Raw genomic sequence first — 22,567 nt, 5'->3', positions numbered from 1 at the left:
GTTATCCTCCTATGTTAACGTTTTGAATCTCATTCAGGATCTTGCTACTTCTTGTCTACTACTACATTTCAAAAATTGAAAATTCAGATTATTACCCTCCGCAGCATCGCCACCTCTCAAGATAGATGTACACGCTTACATTCCGGATTTTGATAGTGTCCCTTACGTTTATCGTAAGGGACACTCGCCTATTCAACTATCGCTTCGAATATGTACGATTATCATTGCACAACCATTCTGCACAGCAACCTCCAGCTCCAAACTCCMCTCACTTCGTTCGGAATGAACAGGCTCTGCAACTTCGCTTCCTGGATGCAAAATTTCGCACACCACATGCCGATCCTTCATGGCGAACTCAGGAAGTCGAAGAACAACTCGAACCGTTTCCGCCTTGGCAAACACGACAGGAACAACGTAACCGTCCGGCACTTCAAACACATTGGCAATTGCGACATCATCAACTACCGAAACCGGACGTGGAGACAGTGTCCATTTCTTGCCTCGTATTCGCTCAAGCAGCGGACCATACGCCAGAAAAGCTTCGTCCACCTCCGGACTTGGAAGCAGTGAATGGTCGTTTCCAGGGAAAGGAGCCATTGGAAATACACCCATATATAAAAACCGTTGAAAAAAAGCATCGTAATCCGGCAACACTTGGCCGGCATGAGCGATCCAACCTAGTACTGGCTTAAATATCCCCAGCATCGCACTCAAATTTAAAGCTGCCGCCGCATAGGTGAACTCGTCAAACATGCCATCGACATGCAGCAACTGTTCCAACCGTTTCGTATGATTGTTGCAGTAAACCACTTTGTTATGGGAATGAAACAATTCCCCTAGCTGCTCCGACATCTCTTGCCAGGATACTTGCAGCGAACGACAAGGTTTCCCGTCGAACCAACTGATGCCGTCGTCTCCACGATCGTTATAAAAACGTGTCCAATCCAACCGATCGATGCATATGCCGCTGGATTCTGGAATAAGCTCCAAATGTCTGCGTGCCTGATCCAGCAAAAATTGTTGGAATACCGGCTCGCCCGGATCCATAACCACCGCGTTCGCCCATGACCAATACGGTTGGCCTTCCCTGTCCAATAATAACGCTTCCTTCAATTCACTGCTTAAATAGCGAGAGCAGTCTTTCCAAAGAGGATCGGTTTCCGAGTATTCCTGAGACTTCACATCGGGCAATGGAAATTGCACATCTGCACCAAATTCGGTGACGTTGAAGTAGCTGAGCACATGAAACCCACGGCTATGCATATTGGCCGAATACTGGCGCATGCGCGCAATCGTTTGCGGGTAGTTGCCATAAGACATCCATTCCTCATCGTTCGGCACATCCGGCAAAAACATACCCATGTAAGGGAAGTCGAAACTAGCTTTCCAATTCACTTTAAAAGCCATTTTCTGCAACTTCTTTTCATCAAACTCGACTTCGTGCGTGGAATAAGCTCCTGTTCCGGCAATATCTTGGGTAATGGACAGCGGTGAATGAAAGTATTGAGGGTAACGCTCGGTCATATTGCGCAAACTGCCCCGCCAATCGTTCTCGTGCGTAAACAAATCGGCTGAAAAACGAAGTGGTCGCCCCTTTTCGAAACGATAAAACATGCGCGTAAATCTGTAAGTGCCTTCTTTGTCCGTATCCAAAAACACATCCAATAGCGGTTCTTCCGGCGAAAGAGCGAACGTCAAACCAAAATCGGAAGATGCATGAAAAGCACTAACCAGCGGCATACAAATGAGATCGTTCATAAATGGGCTAAATCCGAGACGTGGGTTATCTTCTTCAAAATAGGGAGCACCGTACCAAAAGCGGCGACTTTCCACCTTCCTCGGAATAAGCGGATCCTGCCACGAAAACCGCAAATCTTTTACAGCGTCCAAATCGGCATTGGCAACGGCCCACGGATCGCCTACTGTGTCTGGACCGTCCGGACGATGATCGGCCCACGTGGCCCAATAATTCGGCCACTCCTTTGAATCGCAGCGTATTTCCGAAATAACAGGTGTCGTAAACGGCTCTTCACAGTCCGTCCACAACTCCGTCTCCCATCGCATCCCTGAGCTAGATGGCTGAAAACGTTCGGTCATTTGTACATCGCGTTTGTTCGCGTTATCTGCAAACGTTCTTCGGCGGATGATCCCGCCTCCTGATGTTGCCCAACTTTCCGATGTTGTAACGATAAATCCGTCCAGCAGCGTGGTGGCTTCAATCGCTTGCTCCTCCGTTCCGAACTTGAGCTGTACATTTGGCAACGCTATTGTTTTCATATCTACACGCAGCTTCATTCCCTGACTCCTTCCTTTTATTGACTACCATCAGTATAGTAGGAAGAGCGTCAGAAGTATTTAGACGGTAACTCTTTTTGGTATCCAAAATCCCACTCAAATGAAATATGTTTTACTCTAGTTTATTTATCACTAAAGAAGAACAAAAACGAATCTTGGCGTGCGGAGCAAGTAAACAGATAAAGCCTCTATTCCTCACACTCGGAATAGAGGCTTATTATTTCACACTCAAAGGAGCAAAATCTCTCCAATCAAGAACTCACTAGCCAAACGCGTTAACATTGTCAGCCTGAAGTTTGTCCGAGAGTCTAATCATTCCAAAATGTGACTCAGGCAAGCAATTGGCCTCATCCCGACGACAAGTTTGCCGTCCTGCACATAGCCTTCCTCTCGACCCTCCAGCTCGCTGATCAGCCGCTTTCTCCACCGGTCTACAGTCGCCTTGTATGACGGGTTAAGCGCTAGGTTCGTACATTCCTGAGGATCAGCGGTCAAATCGAAAAAGTGTTCGACGCCGGTCTGAGAGTACCAAATATACTTCTCCCGGCCGTCAGTCACATACTGGTTGGAGAAGGATTCGTACGGATGCTCTCCGTGGATGTAGTCTCGCCAAGTAGGACTCTCTCCTCTGCATAACGGCAAAACGCTCGAGCCTTCCACCGTGCCCGGAATATCGGCGCTTGCGACGTCAAGCAGGGTTGGCATAAGATCGCGCAACTCCGTTACCGCCTCCGACCTGCTTCCGGCCTTCAGTCCCAAACGACCGGTCGGGTCGCATACAATGAACGGTACTTTAGTGCTGCCTTCGTATGGAACCGATTTACGATAGAAATGGTGGTCGCCCATCATTTCCCCATGATCCGATGCGAAAACGATGACGGTATCGCGTTGAACCCCATATTCCTGCAAAGCGTTAATCAGCCTGCCGATCTGATCGTCCAAGTGAGTAATCAACGCGTAATAGCCGGCGCGTGCGCGGTCCAATCTGCGTTTCGACTGCTTGCCGAATATCGGCGTCGGATCGTACGCACCGTGCTCCGCTTGGTCGTGATCGACCCAATCGCCGACGGGTGGCTCCGGCATATCGGCCCCCAGGTACATGTCCAAATATGCTTGCGGCGGATCCAGAGGCGAATGCGGTCGTACGAACGAGCTCCATAGGAAGAACGGTTTACCCGGGTCGCGCCGCCGGAGAAAGTCAATCGACTGGGTCGCGACCCAATTCGTCGGATGAAACTGTTCAGCTAAATGCCAAGGCCGGGTCATCGACGAAGAGTTGCAATCAAGGCCGTTGTCGGTAATGTCCAGTTCGGCTCCCGCCGTCTGTCTGAGCCACTGCAAATAATCGTCGCATTGATTAAAATGCTTGTCGTATGAGTTCTCGCTCTGTTGACGGTAGTGATGCATATAGCCGTCATGCAGCACCACATTGTGGAAGCCGCACAGGTTGCGGACCGGATACACGTGCATTTTGCCGACACATTGGGTGTGGTACCCCGCTTTCGTCAGTTCTCCCGCGAGCGTGTGCTCGTAATGCCACGGAACCCGATCTTGATATCCGACCCGGCCGTGCGACCGCTGGCTCATCCCGGTCATGATCGCGGCTCTCGCCGGAACGCACGTCGGCGTCGCGGAATATGCGTTGCGGAACAAAACGCCGGTTTGTACTAAACGGTCCAAATTCGGCGTTTCCACGATCGGATGGCCAAGGATGCTCAAGCAATCCCAGCGCATCTGATCAACCGTAATGAATAAAATATTTGGTTTCATACCAGACCCTCCTTTACTTTTCATTAGTATAGAATGAAGTGCATCCGAAGTATTTAGACCCTAACTCTTTTTAGTATCCATAATCCCACTCAAATGAAATATATTTTGCTCTGGTTTATTTATCACTAAGGAAGAACAAAATTGGCTCAAACTGATGCCTGTCTCCTTCTTGAACATTTTGCTGAAAGCGTGCACATCTTGATATCCGACGACTTCAGCAATTTCGCTAATGGACATTTTCGACTCCAACGCCAGCTGCTTTGCTTTTCGGACTCGGAGCAATCTAATATGTTCAAAAGGTGTAACCTGAAACAGCTCTCTATATTGATTAATGAGATGATTTCGGCTAAATCCGGAAATCTGCTCCAATTTTTCTAACGTGATTTCTTCCGCATAATGCTGCTGTATAAAGTGCTCGACCCGCTGCATGTTGGTCTTGCTCTTGAGTTTTTTGGGCGATGGAGATTTAGGTTCCTCGGCGTACAGAATAAGCTGTGCAATAATGAGAGAGAGCAAACCTTGCGCTGTCAACTGGCTGGAATGGCTCGACTGGCGAATTAGGGCCGGAATTTGGGTCAAATATTGCACGAGGGGCTCATCCAGAAACAATCCGACATCATTCGTTCCTTTCAGAAGCTCTTTAAGCGGAAAATCGGTTTCCCCGAAATGAAAAACGAGCGAAATACACACATAGGGATCCCCCGGAATCGTTGTGACACTGTGAGACTGATAGGGATAAACAACAACCAAATCCCCCCTCTTCGTCGTGAACTTGCGGCCCTCGATTTCAAATACGGCCGATCCTTGCACGGCATATTGAAATTGGTATTGCAAAAATTGGCGTCTCGGATGCTCCCAGCCCTCTTTGGCATGAAAAATGTGTGCGAGCGTAATGTACGGCGGGTAGGACAAATGGTTCAAATACGGCAATGATTCCTTTGGAGTCATCGTTTCCAATGTTTGCACGAATAAGCCTCCTTTGTTTAGAGCAAGTCAAAAAAGGAGAACTTGCATGTATTCACTACAAGTAGGATTACATGCAAAGTTCCCCAATTTTACGGATGTACATGATTACTTAGGCTTGAATTATTTACTAGTAGCTTTCCAAGCATCCAATTGCTTTTGCTTCTCAGCGATAATTTTGTCGGAACCTGCTTTTTTCAACTTATCCAGGAATTGCGGCAAGTATTTATCTGGGTCAACGGAACCGGTGGAGATCGCATAATAAAGTTCATCGATGGCAGCGTCAACATTTGCCTTCTCTGCTTTAACAGGCGTAAAGTCAAATACGAAACCTAGTGCATTGGAAGGGTTCGCGTTTTTATTGAGATCTACCCACATTTGTGTAAACTTCTGATCGTTTCCTTTCGGGTCGCCGTCTGATAAATAGCTGAGCGTCATGTTGCCAAACTCCCAAGGGGAACCCATTTGGAAGCCGCTGTCTTTAATCGCTTCAATTCGGTTATCCGCGACTTTCTTGTAATGCTTACCTTCAACTCCCCAGACCAGCGTGTTGTAAATTTCTTTATCGGTGTTAAGCAGATTGAGCAGCATCATGGCTCTTTCTTTGTTTGGCGAATTCGCAGAGATTGCCGTCATCGTTGCTGCAGCCTTATCAGTTGTAAGAAGCGGCTTCACGAACTGGAAATCGTAAGACTGTGTAGCAGGATTAGGACCAGACATTCTACCTGTTGCATCCATACCCGCTGCTGCAAAGGCCACGGAGTCAATATCGATTTGACCTAGAGCTAAGGCGTTCTTTCCAGCTTTACTATCGGCAGTAGTATCTTTCAAGGTAGCCGCGTCTTTCCGTAAATATCCTTTACTGAACCAATCTCTCATCATCGTAATATACGCTTTGAATTCTGGCGTTTCATATTGATTGACAACCTTACTTCCATCTTTTAGATACAAATCTCCCGGGGTCTTCGAATCGCCTAATGTTTCAAGTCCGAACATCGGYGGAGCCGTTAGGAAAGGATCGACCGGTTGGGAATATGCCCACGGTATCAGATYAGGCTCGTTCTTCTTCACCGTTTCCAAGAAAGGCGTCAGGTCAGATAACTTGGTCACGGACTTCCAATCTAGTTTGTACTTATCTGCTAMCGTTTTCTGTATGAGATAGCCGTATCCTGCGGTCGATTGTTGGAAGACAGGTACGCCATATGTTTTTCCTTTCACCTTAACTGCATTCCAGAACATATCTGGAATCCCTTTCTTCATATCCGGATATTTGGCAATTAAATCATCCAACGGTGCATAAGCGCCATTCGCGACATTTTGAAAGTAATTGTTGAAGCCTGCTGCTGTCCAAACGAGATCGTAAGGTTCACCAGAAGCCATGCTAACTTTCATTTTTTCTTCGTAAACCCCCCAATCAATGCCCTTAAGGTGAACCGTCGCATTAATTTTCGGCTTAACGAGCTTATTCAGGGCATCTTCTACGGTCTGCATATCTTTCTGAGGCCCAGCCGGGAAATAGTACGTAAGTTCAACTGGCGCTAATGGGGTTGCTGTTGGTTGAGCTGTTTGAGCTGCCGCCGTACTCGGCGCAGGAGTTGCAGATGGCGTTGACTCAGCCTTTGGTGAGCTGCACCCCGTAATTGCGACAGAGATACCAATACTCAACATAACAAGGGAACGTTTCATTTTCTTTGATTTGTTCATTGTTTGACCTCCATATTTGTTTTTATATGCTTAACGGGTTGAAACCCGGCAAAGCCAATCTTTAAGATTTCACTGCGCCTAAAGTAAGGCCTTTAACGAAGAATTTCTGTAAGAAAGGGTAAGCGAGAATAATCGGCCCAACGGATAGGACGCATGTTGCCATTCTGGCTGTCTCGTCTGGTTGGGCAAGTGCGGCTTTCGCTGTTAACGTATTGGCTTGAAGGAACGCGATGTTGTTCATGATCGATTGAAGGAGAAACTGCAGCGTATACAGCTTGCCGCTCTCGACGAATAAGGCGGCAGTAAACCAATCGTTCCAAAAAAATACAGCTGTGAAAAGACCGATGGTTGCGAGCACTGGCGTCGATAAGGGGAGTACCAGCCTTAAGAAGGTATGAAACTCTCCTGAACCGTCAATTCTAGCAGATTCTATAATCGATTCAGGGATTGTATGCGTAAAGAAATTTCTCATAATCAACACATTTACTGAAGACACCAAGTACGGTATGAAAAGCACATAGATCGTATCTTTCAGATGAAGGTATTTCGAGAGCAGTATATACCACGGCACTAATCCTCCACTGAACAGTAGGCAGAATACGACCATGAAGGACACGATGTTTCTATACTTCACTTCTTTTCTTGAAAGACTATAGGCAAACAAGGACGAGATCATAAGATGCAATATCGTACCGACGAGTGTTACGATGATAGTAACGGCATAGGCTCTTAGTATGGGAGAATTACCGTTCAGAATATATTCGTAAGCGTTTAAACTAAATTTCAAGGGAATCAACCTATAGCCAGACTGGAAAATCGACTGCTCATCGGATAGAGAAACAGAAAGTACAACCAGCAATGGAATCAGGCATAGTGCGCAATACACCATGAAAATACTATTAAGAATAAAATTAGGTAACGTAAGCCGTTTGGTCATCTTGTCATCCCCCTAGAACAATGCACTGTCACGATCATAAAGTCTTATCAAAAAGTTGGATACAAGTACGAGGATAAATCCAACACAAGATTGGTACAGCCCTACAGCGGACGACATGCCGAAGTCACTCATACTTTTCAAAGATCTGTAAACGTACGTATCGATGACATTCGTGGCACTGAACAACACGCCTGACTCCTTAGGCAGATTATAGAACATTCCCCAATCCCCAAAGGCGGCGTAAAAAATTTTCCCCGCTTGCAGCAGCAGCAATGTGAGCGTGATCGGAGCCAGCATCGGAATCGTAATCTTGATGGCTTGCTGGAACTTGTTTGCCCCATCCATTTTGGCAGCCTCATAATACTCCGTGGAAATCCCTGCTATTCCTGCTGCAAAAATGACCGAGAAATAACCAACATTTTTCCATACATAGCTTGCTGGTAATATAAACCACCAATAGAACGGTTCGGAATACCATTGAATAGGATCAACACCAAACTGTGCTAGCAGACTGTTAATTAGGCCTTTGTCCATACTTAGGAATKAGTAAAGCAAATATTCAGCTACTACCCAGGACAAGAGAAAAGGAAGGAGCAAAATGCTTTTGTAAGCTCCTGCTAGAAAGCGATTGCCGATTTCATTGATGAGAATCGCAATGACAAGCGATAAACCAAGACCAAATACAATGAAGATCAGGTTGTAGACGATTGTATTGAATGTAATTTGAAATAGGGCATCGGATTGGAAGAGAAACTTGAAATTCTCGAAACCAATCCATTTACTCTTTAGAAGCCCTTTAATCGGGTTATATTGTTGAAACGCAATGACAACCCCGAGCATGGGTAGGTAATACATGACAATGATGAAGATCAATCCGGGAAGCATCATGAGATAAAAGATTTTGTTTTTAATTAGTTCGCTTATGACGGGTATGACAGGCGCTCTCTTATTTATGGTTGTTTTCGATTCCACAAGCATTCTCCTTTGCGTGACGGCCATGATTTGATGTTCCTATCATAAGTCGGATATGAACGATCTGAATACAGAAAAAAACCATCAAAACACCGATTTTTAATAAAAATAGGACTACAATAACTGATCAAATCTCTGAAAAATGAACCAAGATGGGAAAATTGCACTTTAAATGCGAAAAAAAGCCGATCCCTTACAACCAAGGATCGGCCTGTTCCAGTCTAGCTATGTGATTTCAACTCCTCCATATAGTCAGACAGATGAATGACCTTGCTTTCCAAACGCGACTTCTCTGCAGCGAACGCCATCAGATGGCTTTGCACTGAAATCCGCGCGCCCGTAAGTCCGGCTACTTTGCCGTCATTTTCCACCAGCCGTACAAAGTCACGCATAATGCCGTCGTCGCCGCCCCCATGCCCTTCGATTATCGAATCGATTTCGATGATCTTGGTCTCTCCGGTAATAAAACTGCTCAGTTCAATCATGTTTTTTTCCATTGAAGCGCGAATTTGTCCTCGTGTGCCCATTAGCTTCATCGTTCGGCCGCCTTCTTTCGTGAACGCGCACATCGTGAAGGCTACCGTTACTTCATTGGCAAACTCCAAGTTGACCACCTGATGATCCACGACGTTGTTGTCGCAATGAAACACGCATCGGCCATACGGACCGTCCTTCAACACTTTTAGCACGCCTTCATAGCTGTCGTCGTTGCTGATGATCCGACGCCGGAACATCGTTTCCCAGTCATCTTTTTCCAAATAAATTTTGGGCGCATAGTACGGACATTCATCTTGCACGGGACAGCCGTCCAAACAAAACTTCGGCGCTCCCTCCGGCGCACTCTCGGAACGAAAATGCGTCAGCGATCCGAACGAGGATACCTTCGTGCAATCAGCCCCCGCCAGCCAGAGCAAAATATCCATATCGTGGCAGCTTTTCGCTAAGATCATCGGACTGGAAGTTTCAGAGTTACGCCAGTTGCCACGTACAAAACTGTGCGATTGATGCCGATACTCGACATTTTCGGTATGCTGAATCGAAACAAGCCGTCCTATCTCGCCATCTTCCAGCAGTTGCTTCATTCTTTGGTAAAAAGGTGTGTACCGCAGCACGTGGCAAATGGAAAACACACGGTCGTATTTCTCTGCATATTGGCCCATAATGACACATTCTTGCGGATCAGGAGACATTGGCTTTTCCAACAGTACGTGATAGCCTTTCTCCAACGCTTTAATAGCTGGCTCAAAGTGCATTTGGTCCTGCGTGCAAATGAGAATGGCATCGGCCAGCTTCGGCCCAGAGAGCAGTTGCTCCCAGCTTTCGAACGCATGCGAATTTTCTATGCCGTGCGCTTGCTGGAATCGTTCTTTTCGCACCGGATCCATCTCGGCCACCGCTACGAACTTCACTTCTTGCGGATGTTTCAATGCATAAGTAGCGTACGAATCCGCGCCTCGTTGTCCGGCGCCGATCAAAGCTGCAGTAATCGATGTCATTTTGAATTATTCTCCTTTTGCATGTATGTTTTAACGATTCGGTATAACCAGCAAATGCATGAATTGTTTCGCCGCCAGCACAACATTTAGCGTGCTTTGCCCAACATCGGCCAGTTCCTCTTGAATTTCTTCCAATACGTTGGTGCGATAAGCGGATTTAATAGAGGAAGATGGGAAATGAACCTTAGCTTCTACCTTCTCTTGCTTGCAATTGCTCAGCCGCAGCACGACCCCTGTTCCGTCACTCGACAGCCCCACATGAAACACTTGAATGCCTTCACCGTTGACTTGCAACAGCTGATCGGCTTCCTCTTCGCTGCAGTGAACAGCAGGTACAGTGTACATCTGCGACACTCCCTTTACGGCGGTTTCCAGAACAGCCGCAGCGTCGAACTTTTGGAACGTAGAAAGTCTATAAGTAAAAGTCGAGAATCCTGGCTGACGCGCCCGGAAATTGGTTTCCCAGTAGTTGTTCATTGGCCACGCCAGCAGAAGAGGGTGCGGTTTCTTCAAAATACTTTTTTGTTCTTTGCCAAAATTAAAGTCTCCCACCTGAACGAGAGGCGCATCCGGACAAACTAACGTAACGCCATGCTCGCCGTCATAAACCGAAACACTTTTATCGATGGTTATATAATCACGGCTGACGCCAGGCAATTGCTCGGCATCCAATTCGACGAGTGTTCCGGCCGTATCATAATGACAGCGCCACGCTTTGACGTTTAGCGGAATGGCAAAATAAGTGCCTTCCGGCGTCGTGATGTCCTGCTTGTAGAAAGAAGCTTTCATCTCGATATCCGGCCGATAGCTGAAAAACGTGAATCTTTGCTCGAATTGGTCGACGCCAGGCGCTTCGAACGCAACGATTAGCGAGGCGGAATGTGCGCTTCGTTCGATACGGCAAGAAGTCATCGCTGTATAGCTTCGTCTTATCGCCTTCCATTCGTGATTCCAACAGCTGATGCTGTTGTGCACTTTCTCCTGATCGGCTTGAAAGAAAACACTGCGGTGATTGGGCTGGTCTGTGGTATCAATCGTTTCCTGCACATATTGAAATAGACTCCACGGACTGCTTTGATCAACGACTTCCCAGTTTTGCACTTTGTCATATAAACTCGTGATTTGCCCTGTCGACCGATCGAAAGTACACCTGTGGAACGGTGTTTCAATACAGTCAGCTTCAAGGGTTATCATGTCATCGAAAGGCGCCTCAATTAGCGTTTGAAGCGGTATTTTGCGCCAACTGAACGGAGGCAGCTCTACTACCCCATAGCTGACATCGGCATGATTGACTTCGTTATTCATAAGTACATGACGCATACGGTCTGCGCTTAGGTGCTTTCCTTTTACTCTGAAGCTGGACGGTATACGAATCGGATGCTTGACGGTAACCGAAGAAGGGTTAAAAACGAGCACGCCCTGAGGCTCTTGCGATTGTAGCGGATTATTCGCCAACTTCTCCATCCGATCGCCTAGCAAATAACCAGTCAAGCTATTGCCGAGATAAGCATAATGAGCTTTATGCATCCATTGAATATCCACGTTCTGATGATCTGGCTGCGTCACCGAGTTGAATGCGCCCCACGTATGCTCGTCGTATAAATCGATCCCTTCAAACGCTTGCTTCAGGGGCCCGGCGCCTGCGACATCTGTCTCGCTTTGAAAGGCACTCAACAACTCGACTGCTTTCATACCTTGCTTCGTATGACGATTCAACTTCGTTTCCTTGGCGGAGCTGCCTGAACCGAAGTTCCAATAATCCGTCCAATCACCGCCGTGAACCGGAAGCTGGTCGGCTTGCTTTTTGACACGGGCCATCAGCTGCTCTGGCGTGACATATGAAATCGTCAATCCGCGCTTTTCCGCGTTCCAACGTTTAATCAATTCCGGCAAATCCTGGTCGGGAGGACTGTTGTCACAAAGCGGCAAGTTGGTCGCCGACAAATAAATAAAATCAAACGGATAATCTGGATCGGCATCTATTTTATTTAAGTACTTAGTTAATCCTTCCGCCATTACATCCGTATTTCTCTCATTGACTTTGCCTATTTCACTAAACAACGCATACTGCTCGCCGTTAAATGTCAGCAGCTTACGATCATCCGGCGTTTGCCAATGAAATGCACCCGGCCTTTTGAAAGGGATGCCTCCAAAATGCGCATTAATTCCCATAATAAAAAATTCAACTCCAGCATCTAGGAGCAATTGACTATATGTCCATGGCTGACCGTTGATATCGTGATGAATCGCCGTGTTAATCGGAACCCCGAATCTGCTGCGCAACTCTCGAATAGGCTGCAACATGCGGGCAGCTTGCTCTGCAGATACGAGCGGAGACGTATGCAAGTAAGAAGCCGATACGCTTAATTGGCCTTTGCGTAAGTAATAGCTAAACTGCTGGATCTGTTTGTCACTTGCCGTTTCCAGCCAACGCAGAACCGGATAGCTGGATTCACACGTCCAGCGAAATTGATTTTCCTCAGCCCAATCCTCAGTTAACGCGCACATTTGCAGCGCCTGATCAATGTACTTTTTTTGCAACTCCAATAAAATCGGTTGTGCATGCGTATAGCCGATATCCAAGTGGCTGTGGTGCAGAACGAGTACGTCTTTGATTTTTGACATCTTCTTCTCTCCTAACAAGTCATAGAAATAATAACTAAGTTCAAATATCTTAAAAACATAATCACTGCAATTGAAAAAAAAGAGCATTCACCGAAATTTAATTTCATGGAGAATGCTCTTAGAGAACTAATCTAGTTTTGAGACAATATATATTGCGCGTCTCGAAGCAGATATGCTGCAGCTTCGATTGAAATGTGTTTCCCGGTTTGCGCCTGTACATGATTCACAAAACTATTCAAATTATTTCCCGCCAACATCGCCTGTAGACTATTTGCTATGCCGATACTATCAATCAGTATACTGTTGTCAATCTGTTCGCTGTTAGCAAAGTGTGTGACCAATGCCTTTATGGAATCGATGCTAGCGACCGTTTGGAATTGAACGGTCTTGCTTCCCACATTACCTGCTAAGTCACTGAAAGATACAATAAACGTATGCATGCCTAGAGGCAACGTATAAAGCGGGATTGAAGTTCCGATTTGGTATTGATGCGAATCGAGCTCAACCGTGGTTTTATTTCCGTCCACACCGGACAAGATATCAGCCAATGTAATTTGAAGTGCCAAAGCACCGGAGTCTTCATAGTTTTTACCATCCTCAGGCAGGGATACAACAATATCAGGAGCGGTCTTGTCGATGCTAATGGAAACCGTATGCTCTTGTTCCGCGTTACCCGCGTGATCAACACTCCAATAAACGAGTGTATGAATTCCCTCTGAATTAAACTCTATCGTTTTGCCGCTTTGTTGTTCGCCTCCATCCACCTTAAAGTAAGTTGCTGCTATTCCTGAAGTGGAGTCAATAGCGTTTAACGTGACCGTCTTATCAGTTTTGTACCATCCGGAACGGGCATCGTCTGTTGTAACCGGAGCTGTAAAATCAATGATGACATCATAGGAACCTTGTACGGCTGAACCGTCTGCAGCTGTTGCGATCACTTTCACTATTCCTTCTTGTTTAGCCGTAAGTAATCCATTGGCATCCACCGTCGCTTTATCTGTTAACGTGACGCCATCTGCTTCAAAAACGCTCCAATTTACACTTTTATTGGTGGTGTTTGGTGGAAGCACATCAGCATGCAATTGCAATGTCCCATCCTTACTGTTAATCGCATTCGCTCCACCTTCACCGCTTACTGAGATCGAAGATGCCAGTATTTGCGGAGCTGTAAACACCTGCGCTTCAACCCAACTATCAGAATTAATTTTATTGTTTCCGTTTATCCAAAATCTAGCATATCTTGCATTGACTTTAGAAAATGAAATAACTTTCCCCGAGGCTGATTCCGCATATTCGGAATCCGTACCTGCTCCTAGTCCTGCTGAATTATTCGCATCATTGTTAAACACCGTTGTAACACCATTTCTGAAAGTCGGATCATTGGATAATTGAACGATAACGTCTCGGAATATTCTCCCATCCGCGAAATAATGCCATAGCTTAATTTTATCAACATCATAGTTTTGTCCGAAGTCAATCTGCATCCAACCTAGTCCAGCCGCATTCGTACCAACCCAATTGTTAGAATTATTGCTTAAGCCGTCCGTTGCATAAGCAGCCGACTGTGAAAAGGGTCCGCTAAAGGTTGGAGTTTTCCCTAATGCAACATTAATTGGAGGCGGTGTAAAACTAATGATGATATTACTGGAGCCCTGTATGCCGGTTCCGTCAGTTGTTGTCGCAACCACTTTCACTGTCCCATTTTTTTTAGCTGTAAGTAACCCATTGGCGTCAATCACTGCTTTATCCGTTGGCGTTACGCCATTAGCTTCAAAAACACGCCAAATGATATTACTATTTGCGCCAGTTGGCTGTACTGCAGCCTGCATTTGCAGAGTGCCATCACTGACAGTGATGGTATTCGCGCCGCCCACGCCACTTACAGAGATCGATGAAGCAGGCGTTTGTGAAACAGAATAGACCTGCGCGTCAACCCAACTATTGGCATTAATTTTTGAGTTACCATTCGCCCAAAACCTTGCATATCTGGCATTTATTTTTGTAAACGTCATTGTCTTTCCTGCAGCCGATTCTGCATATTCGGAATCCGTACCCACGCCTTGACCTGCTGAATTATTCGTATCATTGTTAAACACCGTCGTAACTCCGCTGCTGAATGTCGGATCATTGGATAATTGAACAATGACGTCGTGATACGTTCTTCCATCGGCGAAATACTGCCACAACTTAATTTTATCAACATCATAGCTTTGACCGAAGTCGACCTGCATCCAACCGAGTCCTGTCGTAGTAAGACCTACCCAAGCGTTCGAATTGTTGCTCACCCCATCGGTTCCATTTTCCGCCTCTTGGGCAATCGGTGAGCTAAAAGTCGGAACTTTATCCAATGCAACATTGATTGGAAGACTGAAGTCTGGCGTATATACGGCCGTATTTCCTACGAATACGTCCTCAGGCGCACCTAGAGGAGCTCCTGAACTGTCCGTTTGCTGCAAGCGCCATTTGACACCTGGTTCCACGACATTCAATGTCCAATAAGAATTTTTGGACCGCATTCTTACGCGTTGGTCTTGCGTGAAAGCTCCTAAATTTCTAGCTGTTTCCCATTGTTTAATTTTATCTATAAACACACTTTGGTTGGCCAAACTGCCTACGCTAGTTTGGAAGCCGGCTCCTGCATTCCAGCTTGCCATTTTAGACAAATAATATTCGAGCGTTACGGTATTGTAATTGCTCAAATAAAGCCACCCGATCATCTCAGGTAATAAGTTGCGTTGCATGTATTCCATGTTCGTGTAGAGCTGCGAGATGCTAGTATTGGATTCACCCCAACTTACTCTCGTTACATAATCCCAAAGATTAGCTGACATCCCGCTGGCTTCCGTAATGAAATCATTCGGATTAGTCAAATTGTTATACATATTGGACACGATCTGACTCATGCCGTAATTATCGTAACCTGAAAGCATTGCAGCTTCTAAACCGTCAAACGACATGGCTCTAATTCCCGTATTATTATAGGCTGTTGCCATACGCTGTGAAATCGCATTAATCAATTCGGTTCCTGCTGCTAATCCGCCATATTGGTTGACCCACAATCTGGATACCTCMTGACCCGCTGAATACGACGACGCCGAAGTTCCATGAATATGACGAGCTACGCTTAGCCTCCATTCCGCCTGGCTGATCTGTGTTGTTGCAGAATAGCTAAGCAATTCATTATTGATCCGAATCTTATTTCCAAAGCCACTGACAAAAGGGTCTAGGCTGCTTACATAAATATCTGTGCTCGTTGCATCCAGGCTTCTCGTCAGTGTTGCGCTTCCTGCGGTGGCAAGTCCTGAATCTGGTGTAGGGGTCACGTAGCCGTCAGAGGTATCAATAAAATTGGACAACGTATGAACGCCGTATTTAATACCATACGTTGCAGCTGTGTTGACTGTTTGCTGCACACCCGCATCTGTTCCGCCTAATTTGGACTTAAACTGAAGATGACCATTGGTGTTCCAAGGACCCCCTGCTCCTTCAAGGGAATAAACATAATTCAAACCGGCATTTTTCGCATATTGTGCAGCCTGTGCCATATTGGACGAAGAGATGTCACCTAAGACTAAAAAGGACTGGGACGATTTTTGCGATTGTCTAGTCCACTCACCATCGAGGGTTGGATGAAACAATCCTTCTCCTGTCTGGATACTGGAAATCGTATTCAAAATATTCGACTTCGCCGTACCGTACAGGGCGATTTTCGAGCCTTGCAATTGACCGTCCGATCCTGCTAACGGCGCAACGGGTTGGTTCGGCTTCTGATATCCAACATTCCGGTATCTAACTTTCGTGTGATCATACGTATATGATTGAAGCAAGCTCCCCCAAGAGGTACGCGCAGCGCTGTTCCACATGAAAGGCATTCTGTCTGGGCCAATAGACGTATGGGTAAGGTTCATATATTCAATCGGCCACCCGCCGATTGTCTTAATGTTCAATTGTTTAATTCCAATTGCAAAATTATCGTCGTAGGCAGCGCCTAGCGATTCGCCGACCGTTTGACTGATCGTAGTAGCAATTGGTCMCCATAGTACAATTTGAACGTCTACACCGTCGGGCGCAGTGACGGAGGTAACCTCGAATGTCGCGTAATCTGATTTGGATTGAACCTTAACGACGACTTGAATGTTTTTGGGATCGAACTGGAAGGAATAACTGCTCGTTGATGATTCGTAACTCATGGAAGTAGGTAATTGCTCCGCACCATCGGCTACGAGCTTGAACAAATAAGATGGATGATTGCTTTCTCCATACTCGGCATTGTTAATCTTGCTCTTTAAGCTTGTGATTTGACCTGAGTCATTTAATGAGATGATTAATTGTCCCGCATCAATTTGATACGGCGATGAGGCAGATGCGGTAGTCGATCCGACGCCACCATAACCAATTGTTGTAAAAAGAAATACAAATATGAAGCAATATACTAAAAATTTATTTCTCATAAGTACACCTCATTATTTGAATTTGAAGATCAACTTTTAGAATATGAGCAGTTATTACCGTCTTTGCCAACCTTGTATTTTTTTAACTGAAATACTAGAATCCTCGTCCTAAGAGTAATTAGTTGCTAACCACCTTCTTTCAAGGATTGATATCGCTTACAATGATCACTTATACTTAAGATAACACCACCTATTATCGGAAGGAATGTGCTACATGCCAAAGTTTTTGGACTATATGATCAGCAACAATCCAATACGCATAGAGGATCCCAAAATTGATAAATCCAAATTACATATTTCAACTTTAACCATTACCGCAATGGGCCATTTACCAGGAAGGACTTTGCAACGAAAGAGTACCACATTCGACAGCTGGGCATTTCTATATATTGTCGGTGGAATAGGCTATTATCAGGTGAATGATGGCCCGGTGCAGCAAGTAGAAGCAGGCAGCCTGTTTTTTGTATATCCTGGTGCTGTATTTCATTATGGGCCTGAAGATCAAGGATACTGGGACGAATATCATATACGATTTGAAGGCAGTCGAATTGGGGAGTGGCTTGAGCGGTGGCTTTATGATACGGATACTGTCAAACAAGTTGGAATGACTGAAATGGTAGTCAATAAGCTTGAAGTCATTTTCTCCCTATTAGAGAGCGGAGTTCCTATAAATGTAGACCGCAGTTCATTAATGTTGGAATCACTTCTATTCGAATGTATCCTGAATGCTGACAAGCCGCAGCAAAAATTAACAAAACAAAATATTAATCAAGTAGTCGAGGATATTGCGGGAACGATTTATCAATCCTTAGATGCAAATATAATTGCCAAACGCAACCATATATCGATTCCAACATTAAGGAGAATGATTAGTCAGTATTCGGGTTATCCGTTTAATGAATATGTGCATCGTTTGAAAATTTCCGAAGCCAAACGTCTTCTGCTTAACACAGATTGGCCAATTCATGAAGTATCTGATGCTTTATGTTATAAAGATGTTTATTACTTTTCAAGAGTATTTAAGAAGTATGCAGGGATTTCCCCGCACAATTATCGCAAGAGCATTTAGGTCACCCCAATATTTACCAATAAAAGAACCCCCGAAATAATCCTACGAATCGTAGAATATTTGGGAGTTCTCAGTAATTTGAACCAGCTTATTTGTTTATCGCTTTCCAAGCATCCAATTGCTTCTGCTTCTCAGCAATAATATTATCGGAGCCTGCCTTTTTCAACTTATCCAGGAATAGTGGCAAATACTTCTCAGGGTCTACAGAACCACTCGCGATCGCATAATAAAGTTCATCGATGACAGCGTCAACATTAGCCTTCTCTGCTTTAACCGATGTAAAGTCAAATACGAATCCCAGTGCAATTGAAGGTTTTGCGTTTTTATTGAGATCTACCCACATTTGTGTATACTTCTGATCGTTTCCTTTTGGATCACCCTCTGACAAATAAGAGAGTGACATATTGCCGAACTCCCAAGGAGAACCCAATTGAAAGCCGCTGTCTCTAATCATTTCGATTCGGTTATCCGCAACTTTCTTGTAATGCTTACCCTCAACGCCCCAAACCAGTGTGTTGTAAATTTCTTTGTCGGTGTTAAGCAGATTTAGGAGCATCATGGCTCTTTCTTTGTTTGGCGAATTCGCAGAGATCGCTGTCATGGTTGCTGCAGCTTTATCGGTTGTGAGCAGCGGCTTCACGAACTGGAAGTCGTAAGACTTGGTATCTGGATTTGCGTAAGACATCCTTCCTGGCGCATCCATGCTAGCTGCTGCAAAGGCCACGGAGTCAATATCGATCTGGCCTAAAGCTAGGGCGCCATTTCCAGCTTTACTACCGGCCGTAGYATCTTTCAAGRTAGCYGCGTCTTTCCGTAAATATCCTTTCGTGAACCAGTCTCTCATCATCGTGATATAGGCTTTGAATTCTGGCGTTTCGTATTGATTTACAACCTTACTTCCATCTTTTAGATACAAATCTCCTGGGGTCTTCGAATCTCCTAAAGTTTCAAGCCCGAACATCGGCGGAGCCGAAAGGAAAGGATCGACCGGTTGGGAATATACCCAAGGTATTAAATTGGGCTCGTTTTTCTTGACCGTTTCCAGGAATGGCGTCAGGTCCGATAACTTGGTCACAGACTTCCAATCTAGTCTGTACTTATCTGCTACTGCTTTCTGTATGAGGTAGCCGTATCCTGTGGTCGATTGTTGGAAGACTGGCACTCCATAAATTTCCCCTTTCACCTTAACAGCATTCCAGAACATATCTGGAATAACTTTCTTCATGTCAGGGTATTTGGCAATCAAATCATCTAACGGCGCATAAGCGCCATTCGCCACATTTTTAAAGTAATTGTTAAAGCCCGCTCCTGTCCATACGAGATCATAGGGTTCGCCAGAAGCCATGTTGACTTTCATTTTCTCTTCATAAACACCCCAATCAATCAGTTTCAGGTGAACGGTGGCGTTGATTTTTGGCTTGATGAGCTTATTAACAGCATCTTCTACAGATTGCAAATCCTTCTGAGGCGCGTTCGGGAAGTAATACGTAAGTTCAACTGGCGCTAATGGTGTTGCTGTAAGTTGAGCTGTTTGAGCTGCCCCCGAGTTGGGTGCAGGCGTAGAAGTCGTTGGTTCAGCCTTTTGAGAGCCGCATCCAGTGAGTGCAACAGAAATACCAATACTCAGCAAAACAAGCGAACGTTTCATTTCCTCTGATTTGTACATTATTTGACCTCCATGGGTAGGTAAAAAGCAAATACTAACGATATGAGTACAGAAAAAAACAGTAAACCACCGAATTTTAATAAAAATAGGTCTACAATAACTGATCAAATCTCCAAAAAATGAACCAAGATGGAAAAATCGCACTTTTAATTTGAGTTTCTATGGGGGATATAATAAAATTGATTTGCATCGTACATCCTTAGATAGAGGTGGTAGCATGTACAAAAAATTACTAATTTCATTCGTAGCAAGTATCACTGCCTTGATTATAATCCTTTCCTCGCTTTTGTACTACAACTACACTTCTTCTTCTATTGAGACTATAAAAGAAATGAAGGGAAATATTTTATCTAATATCAGCTACAGCTCTGTATACATGGATAATATTGCAAAAAAGTTTTGCCAATCTTTAATGCTTAACAATTCCATAATGTCTTTTGCATACAGCAATGAACAGGATATTCTAAATATCAGCGGTGCTATTAAAACATTGAATAATTTAACGATCCCGAACAGCTATATTTACTCTACCTATATATACAATAAAAAAATTGATACCTTTCTCACTACGAACACGTACTATGACAGTCAAGATTTTTATGATAAAGAGATCGTTACCATGTTAAAAAGTCCTCAAGCAGCCAAATCGCCAAGTTTATATCCAATCCCAAGAAAAATTCCAGTGACAAATGGTTCAAAAGTAAGCGATATCAATGTATACACCTATCTTTTGTTTGATACAAATAATAACAAAAGCGACTTCGACAGTGCTATCGTATTGAACGTGGATGCGGACTGGCTAAGACTCACTATCTCATCCTTGGATAACAAGATGGGGAAAGATGGGAATGAAATTTTCGCCTTGGATGACAAGGGCGATATCGTAAGCCACTACTCGCCTGATATGTTCAAGCAAAACATCTCAGATCAGAGTTATATTCGCGATGTTCTTCAAACAGCAGCCCCATCTGGAACCTTTTTTAAAACATTGCATAATAAAAAGTACGTTGTTTCCTATGTTTCTTCGGCAGAATTGAAATGGAAATTTATAAGCTTAACGCCGTATGATACATTTTTTTCAAGTGTTAAAAAGAATGGTGTAATTACCCTTGCCTTCGGTCTCATCGTTCTTATACTGGGACTATTATTTGCCTTCCTGGCATCTAAGAAGCTATACCATCCTATTGAAACGCTGACGAAGGGGATCAAACAAAAGCTGGGGCAAGATAGCAAACCGGAGAAAAACGTCGATGAGGTTAGTTTTCTCTCAACTGCTTTCAATGGCATGATCGATAAAACCATCCTGTTGGAAAATATGAAACGAAATACAGCTCCCCTTCTTAAAAATGATTTCCTGAAAAATTTAATTATTGGCCAAACGTATCTACCTCTTGAAAAAATATTGGCCAAAGAAGAAGAACTTCAAATCGATCTAAATCTTGAAAACAATCTGTTCTTGTTTATGTTAAAAATTGACTTTTATAAAGATTTCGTCGACCAGCATAATGAAAAAGACCGTTCCTTATATAAAATTGGGATTTCAAATATTGCCAGGGAAATAACAAACGAGTATTTCAGAAATGAAGTTATCGAGACTGGATTCGATCAATTTACAATTTTGGTTGATATTGGAGAACTTACTGAGGAATCAGATGCATACAGGGACATCTTTCATGACATCGTGACTAGAATCCAATTCTGTGTCGCCAAGTATTTGAACATTTCATTAACTGGAACGCTTGGATATGTAATCAATTCGCCGGATCAAATCAAATACGCGTATGAAAAAACACTTAACTTGTCCATGTATCGTATTAAACTAGGCCATTATAGCGTTATTACCTCTGAGATGTTAAATGATTTGGATGACAGCACTTTCCAATTTCCAGCATCCAAAGAAAAACAGCTCATTGATTCCCTGAAGTTAGGGAACAGTGAAGCTGCGAAAGAGGCCTACAATGACATTATTAAAGCCATGGAGCACTCCTCTTACGACACGATCTTAACATCAGTTATCTATTTGTTTTTCTCCATTTACAATTCGCTAAATCGAATCGTCGAAGGCTCACAGTCTACATTCAATGCGATTTCGATCGACTTTTTCAACAAAGTAGCTGGGTTTGAGACCTTAGAAGAAATCGAAAAAACCTTTTTCACGTTATTCGATGATATTATTCTTTTAAAGGATGGTACCAAAGATAAGAAAAAGAATATGATCGTAGATACCGTCATCGACATGATCCATGCTAACTATTCAGATAAAAACCTTACGTTAACAAGCTGCGCTGAAGCGTTGTCCATTTCTTCCGTTTACCTTGGCAAGCTGTTTAAGAATGCAACCGGTAAATCAGTAGCCGAGTTCATTACGACAGTTCGCATGGAGAATATCAAAGATTTACTGGGACAAACACAAATGCCGATCAATGATATTTTAGAAAAATGTGGCATCGAAAAATCGAACTACTTTTATACTAGCTTTAAAAAATACTTTGGCGTCTCGCTTACCGAATACAGGTTACAAAATGTGAAGGTAAACAGTGAAAAAGAGATTTTATAAAACAAAATACACCCTTAACTCTAAGTTTAAGGGTGTATTTTTGTTTTTAACTTTTATGGCGT

The 22,567-nt window shown here is 44.3% G+C and carries 12 protein-coding genes; 2 read left to right on the top strand and 10 right to left on the bottom strand.

All coding sequences use genetic code 11. The features are described 5' to 3' along the window. Positions 1-192 precede the first annotated feature (192 nt). The 9 genes from AC1DVJ_RS18730 to AC1DVJ_RS18690 all read right to left on the bottom strand — a co-directional run bounded on the left by AC1DVJ_RS18730 (position 193) and on the right by AC1DVJ_RS18690 (position 17,213). Positions 193-2,295: a hypothetical protein gene (locus AC1DVJ_RS18730; RefSeq protein WP_477592745.1), complete on the bottom strand. Its 2,103-nt coding sequence runs from the start codon at positions 2,293-2,295 to the stop codon at positions 193-195. 312 nt (positions 2,296-2,607) lie between these two features. Next, entirely contained in the window at positions 2,608-4,065 is a 1,458-nt protein-coding gene (locus AC1DVJ_RS18725) for an arylsulfatase (protein WP_477592744.1), read from the bottom strand. Positions 4,066-4,125: 60 nt separating this feature from the next. After that, a complete protein-coding gene (locus tag AC1DVJ_RS18720) occupies positions 4,126-5,031 on the bottom strand; it encodes a helix-turn-helix domain-containing protein (RefSeq protein WP_477592743.1) in 906 nt (301 codons plus the stop codon). Positions 5,032-5,151: 120 nt separating this feature from the next. After that, a complete protein-coding gene (locus tag AC1DVJ_RS18715; protein WP_477592742.1) occupies positions 5,152-6,732 on the bottom strand; it encodes an ABC transporter substrate-binding protein in 1,581 nt (526 codons plus the stop codon). A 61-nt stretch (positions 6,733-6,793) separates the two neighbouring features. Next, positions 6,794-7,669, bottom strand: a complete 876-nt coding sequence (locus AC1DVJ_RS18710) for a carbohydrate ABC transporter permease (RefSeq protein WP_477592741.1) — start codon at positions 7,667-7,669, stop codon at positions 6,794-6,796. 12 nt (positions 7,670-7,681) lie between these two features. After that, positions 7,682-8,647, bottom strand: a complete 966-nt coding sequence (locus AC1DVJ_RS18705) for an ABC transporter permease (protein WP_477592751.1) — start codon at positions 8,645-8,647, stop codon at positions 7,682-7,684. A 215-nt stretch (positions 8,648-8,862) separates the two neighbouring features. Beyond that, positions 8,863-10,137 carry a Gfo/Idh/MocA family protein gene (locus AC1DVJ_RS18700; protein WP_477592740.1) on the bottom strand — a complete coding sequence of 425 codons (1,275 nt, stop codon included), beginning with the start codon at positions 10,135-10,137 and terminating at the stop codon, positions 8,863-8,865. 30 nt (positions 10,138-10,167) lie between these two features. Beyond that, positions 10,168-12,762 carry a glycoside hydrolase family 38 N-terminal domain-containing protein gene (locus AC1DVJ_RS18695; RefSeq protein WP_477592739.1) on the bottom strand — a complete coding sequence of 865 codons (2,595 nt, stop codon included), beginning with the start codon at positions 12,760-12,762 and terminating at the stop codon, positions 10,168-10,170. Between the two features lie 131 nt (positions 12,763-12,893). Continuing rightward, a complete protein-coding gene (locus AC1DVJ_RS18690) occupies positions 12,894-17,213 on the bottom strand; it encodes an OmpL47-type beta-barrel domain-containing protein (protein ID WP_477592738.1) in 4,320 nt (1,439 codons plus the stop codon). 235 nt (positions 17,214-17,448) lie between these two features. Here AC1DVJ_RS18690 and AC1DVJ_RS18685 point away from each other — a divergent pair, with 235 nt between their 5' ends. Next, positions 17,449-18,282: a helix-turn-helix domain-containing protein gene (locus AC1DVJ_RS18685; protein ID WP_477592737.1), complete on the top strand. Its 834-nt coding sequence runs from the start codon at positions 17,449-17,451 to the stop codon at positions 18,280-18,282. 88 nt (positions 18,283-18,370) lie between these two features. Here AC1DVJ_RS18685 and AC1DVJ_RS18680 read toward each other — a convergent pair whose 3' ends face one another. Further along, complete coding sequence (locus AC1DVJ_RS18680) at positions 18,371-19,948, bottom strand: ABC transporter substrate-binding protein (RefSeq protein ID WP_477592736.1); 1,578 nt, start codon at positions 19,946-19,948, stop codon at positions 18,371-18,373. Positions 19,949-20,378: 430 nt separating this feature from the next. Between AC1DVJ_RS18680 and AC1DVJ_RS18675 the strand changes: the two genes are divergently transcribed. Further along, positions 20,379-22,505 (top strand): helix-turn-helix domain-containing protein, encoded by a 2,127-nt coding sequence (locus AC1DVJ_RS18675; RefSeq protein ID WP_477592735.1) that lies wholly within the window; start codon positions 20,379-20,381, stop codon positions 22,503-22,505. Positions 22,506-22,567 lie beyond the last annotated feature (62 nt).

Source organism: Paenibacillus sp. P4_A9, from assembly GCF_056402415.1.
Note: the sequence above shows the minus strand (reverse complement) of the source record. Positions and strands in the feature narration are given on the sequence as shown.

Excerpts from the sequence above, each read along its gene's own strand:
- AC1DVJ_RS18725 (WP_477592744.1), bottom strand. The coding sequence starts at position 4,065 with ATGAAACCAAATATTTTATTCATTACGGTTGATCAGATGCGCTGGGAT.
- AC1DVJ_RS18710 (WP_477592741.1), bottom strand. The coding sequence starts at position 7,669 with ATGACCAAACGGCTTACGTTACCTAATTTTATTCTTAATAGTATTTTC.
- AC1DVJ_RS18700 (WP_477592740.1), bottom strand. The coding sequence starts at position 10,137 with ATGACATCGATTACTGCAGCTTTGATCGGCGCCGGACAACGAGGCGCG.
- AC1DVJ_RS18695 (WP_477592739.1), bottom strand. The coding sequence starts at position 12,762 with ATGTCAAAAATCAAAGACGTACTCGTTCTGCACCACAGCCACTTGGAT.
- AC1DVJ_RS18685 (WP_477592737.1), top strand. The coding sequence starts at position 17,449 with ATGATCAGCAACAATCCAATACGCATAGAGGATCCCAAAATTGATAAA.
- AC1DVJ_RS18675 (WP_477592735.1), top strand. The coding sequence starts at position 20,379 with ATGTCTTTTGCATACAGCAATGAACAGGATATTCTAAATATCAGCGGT.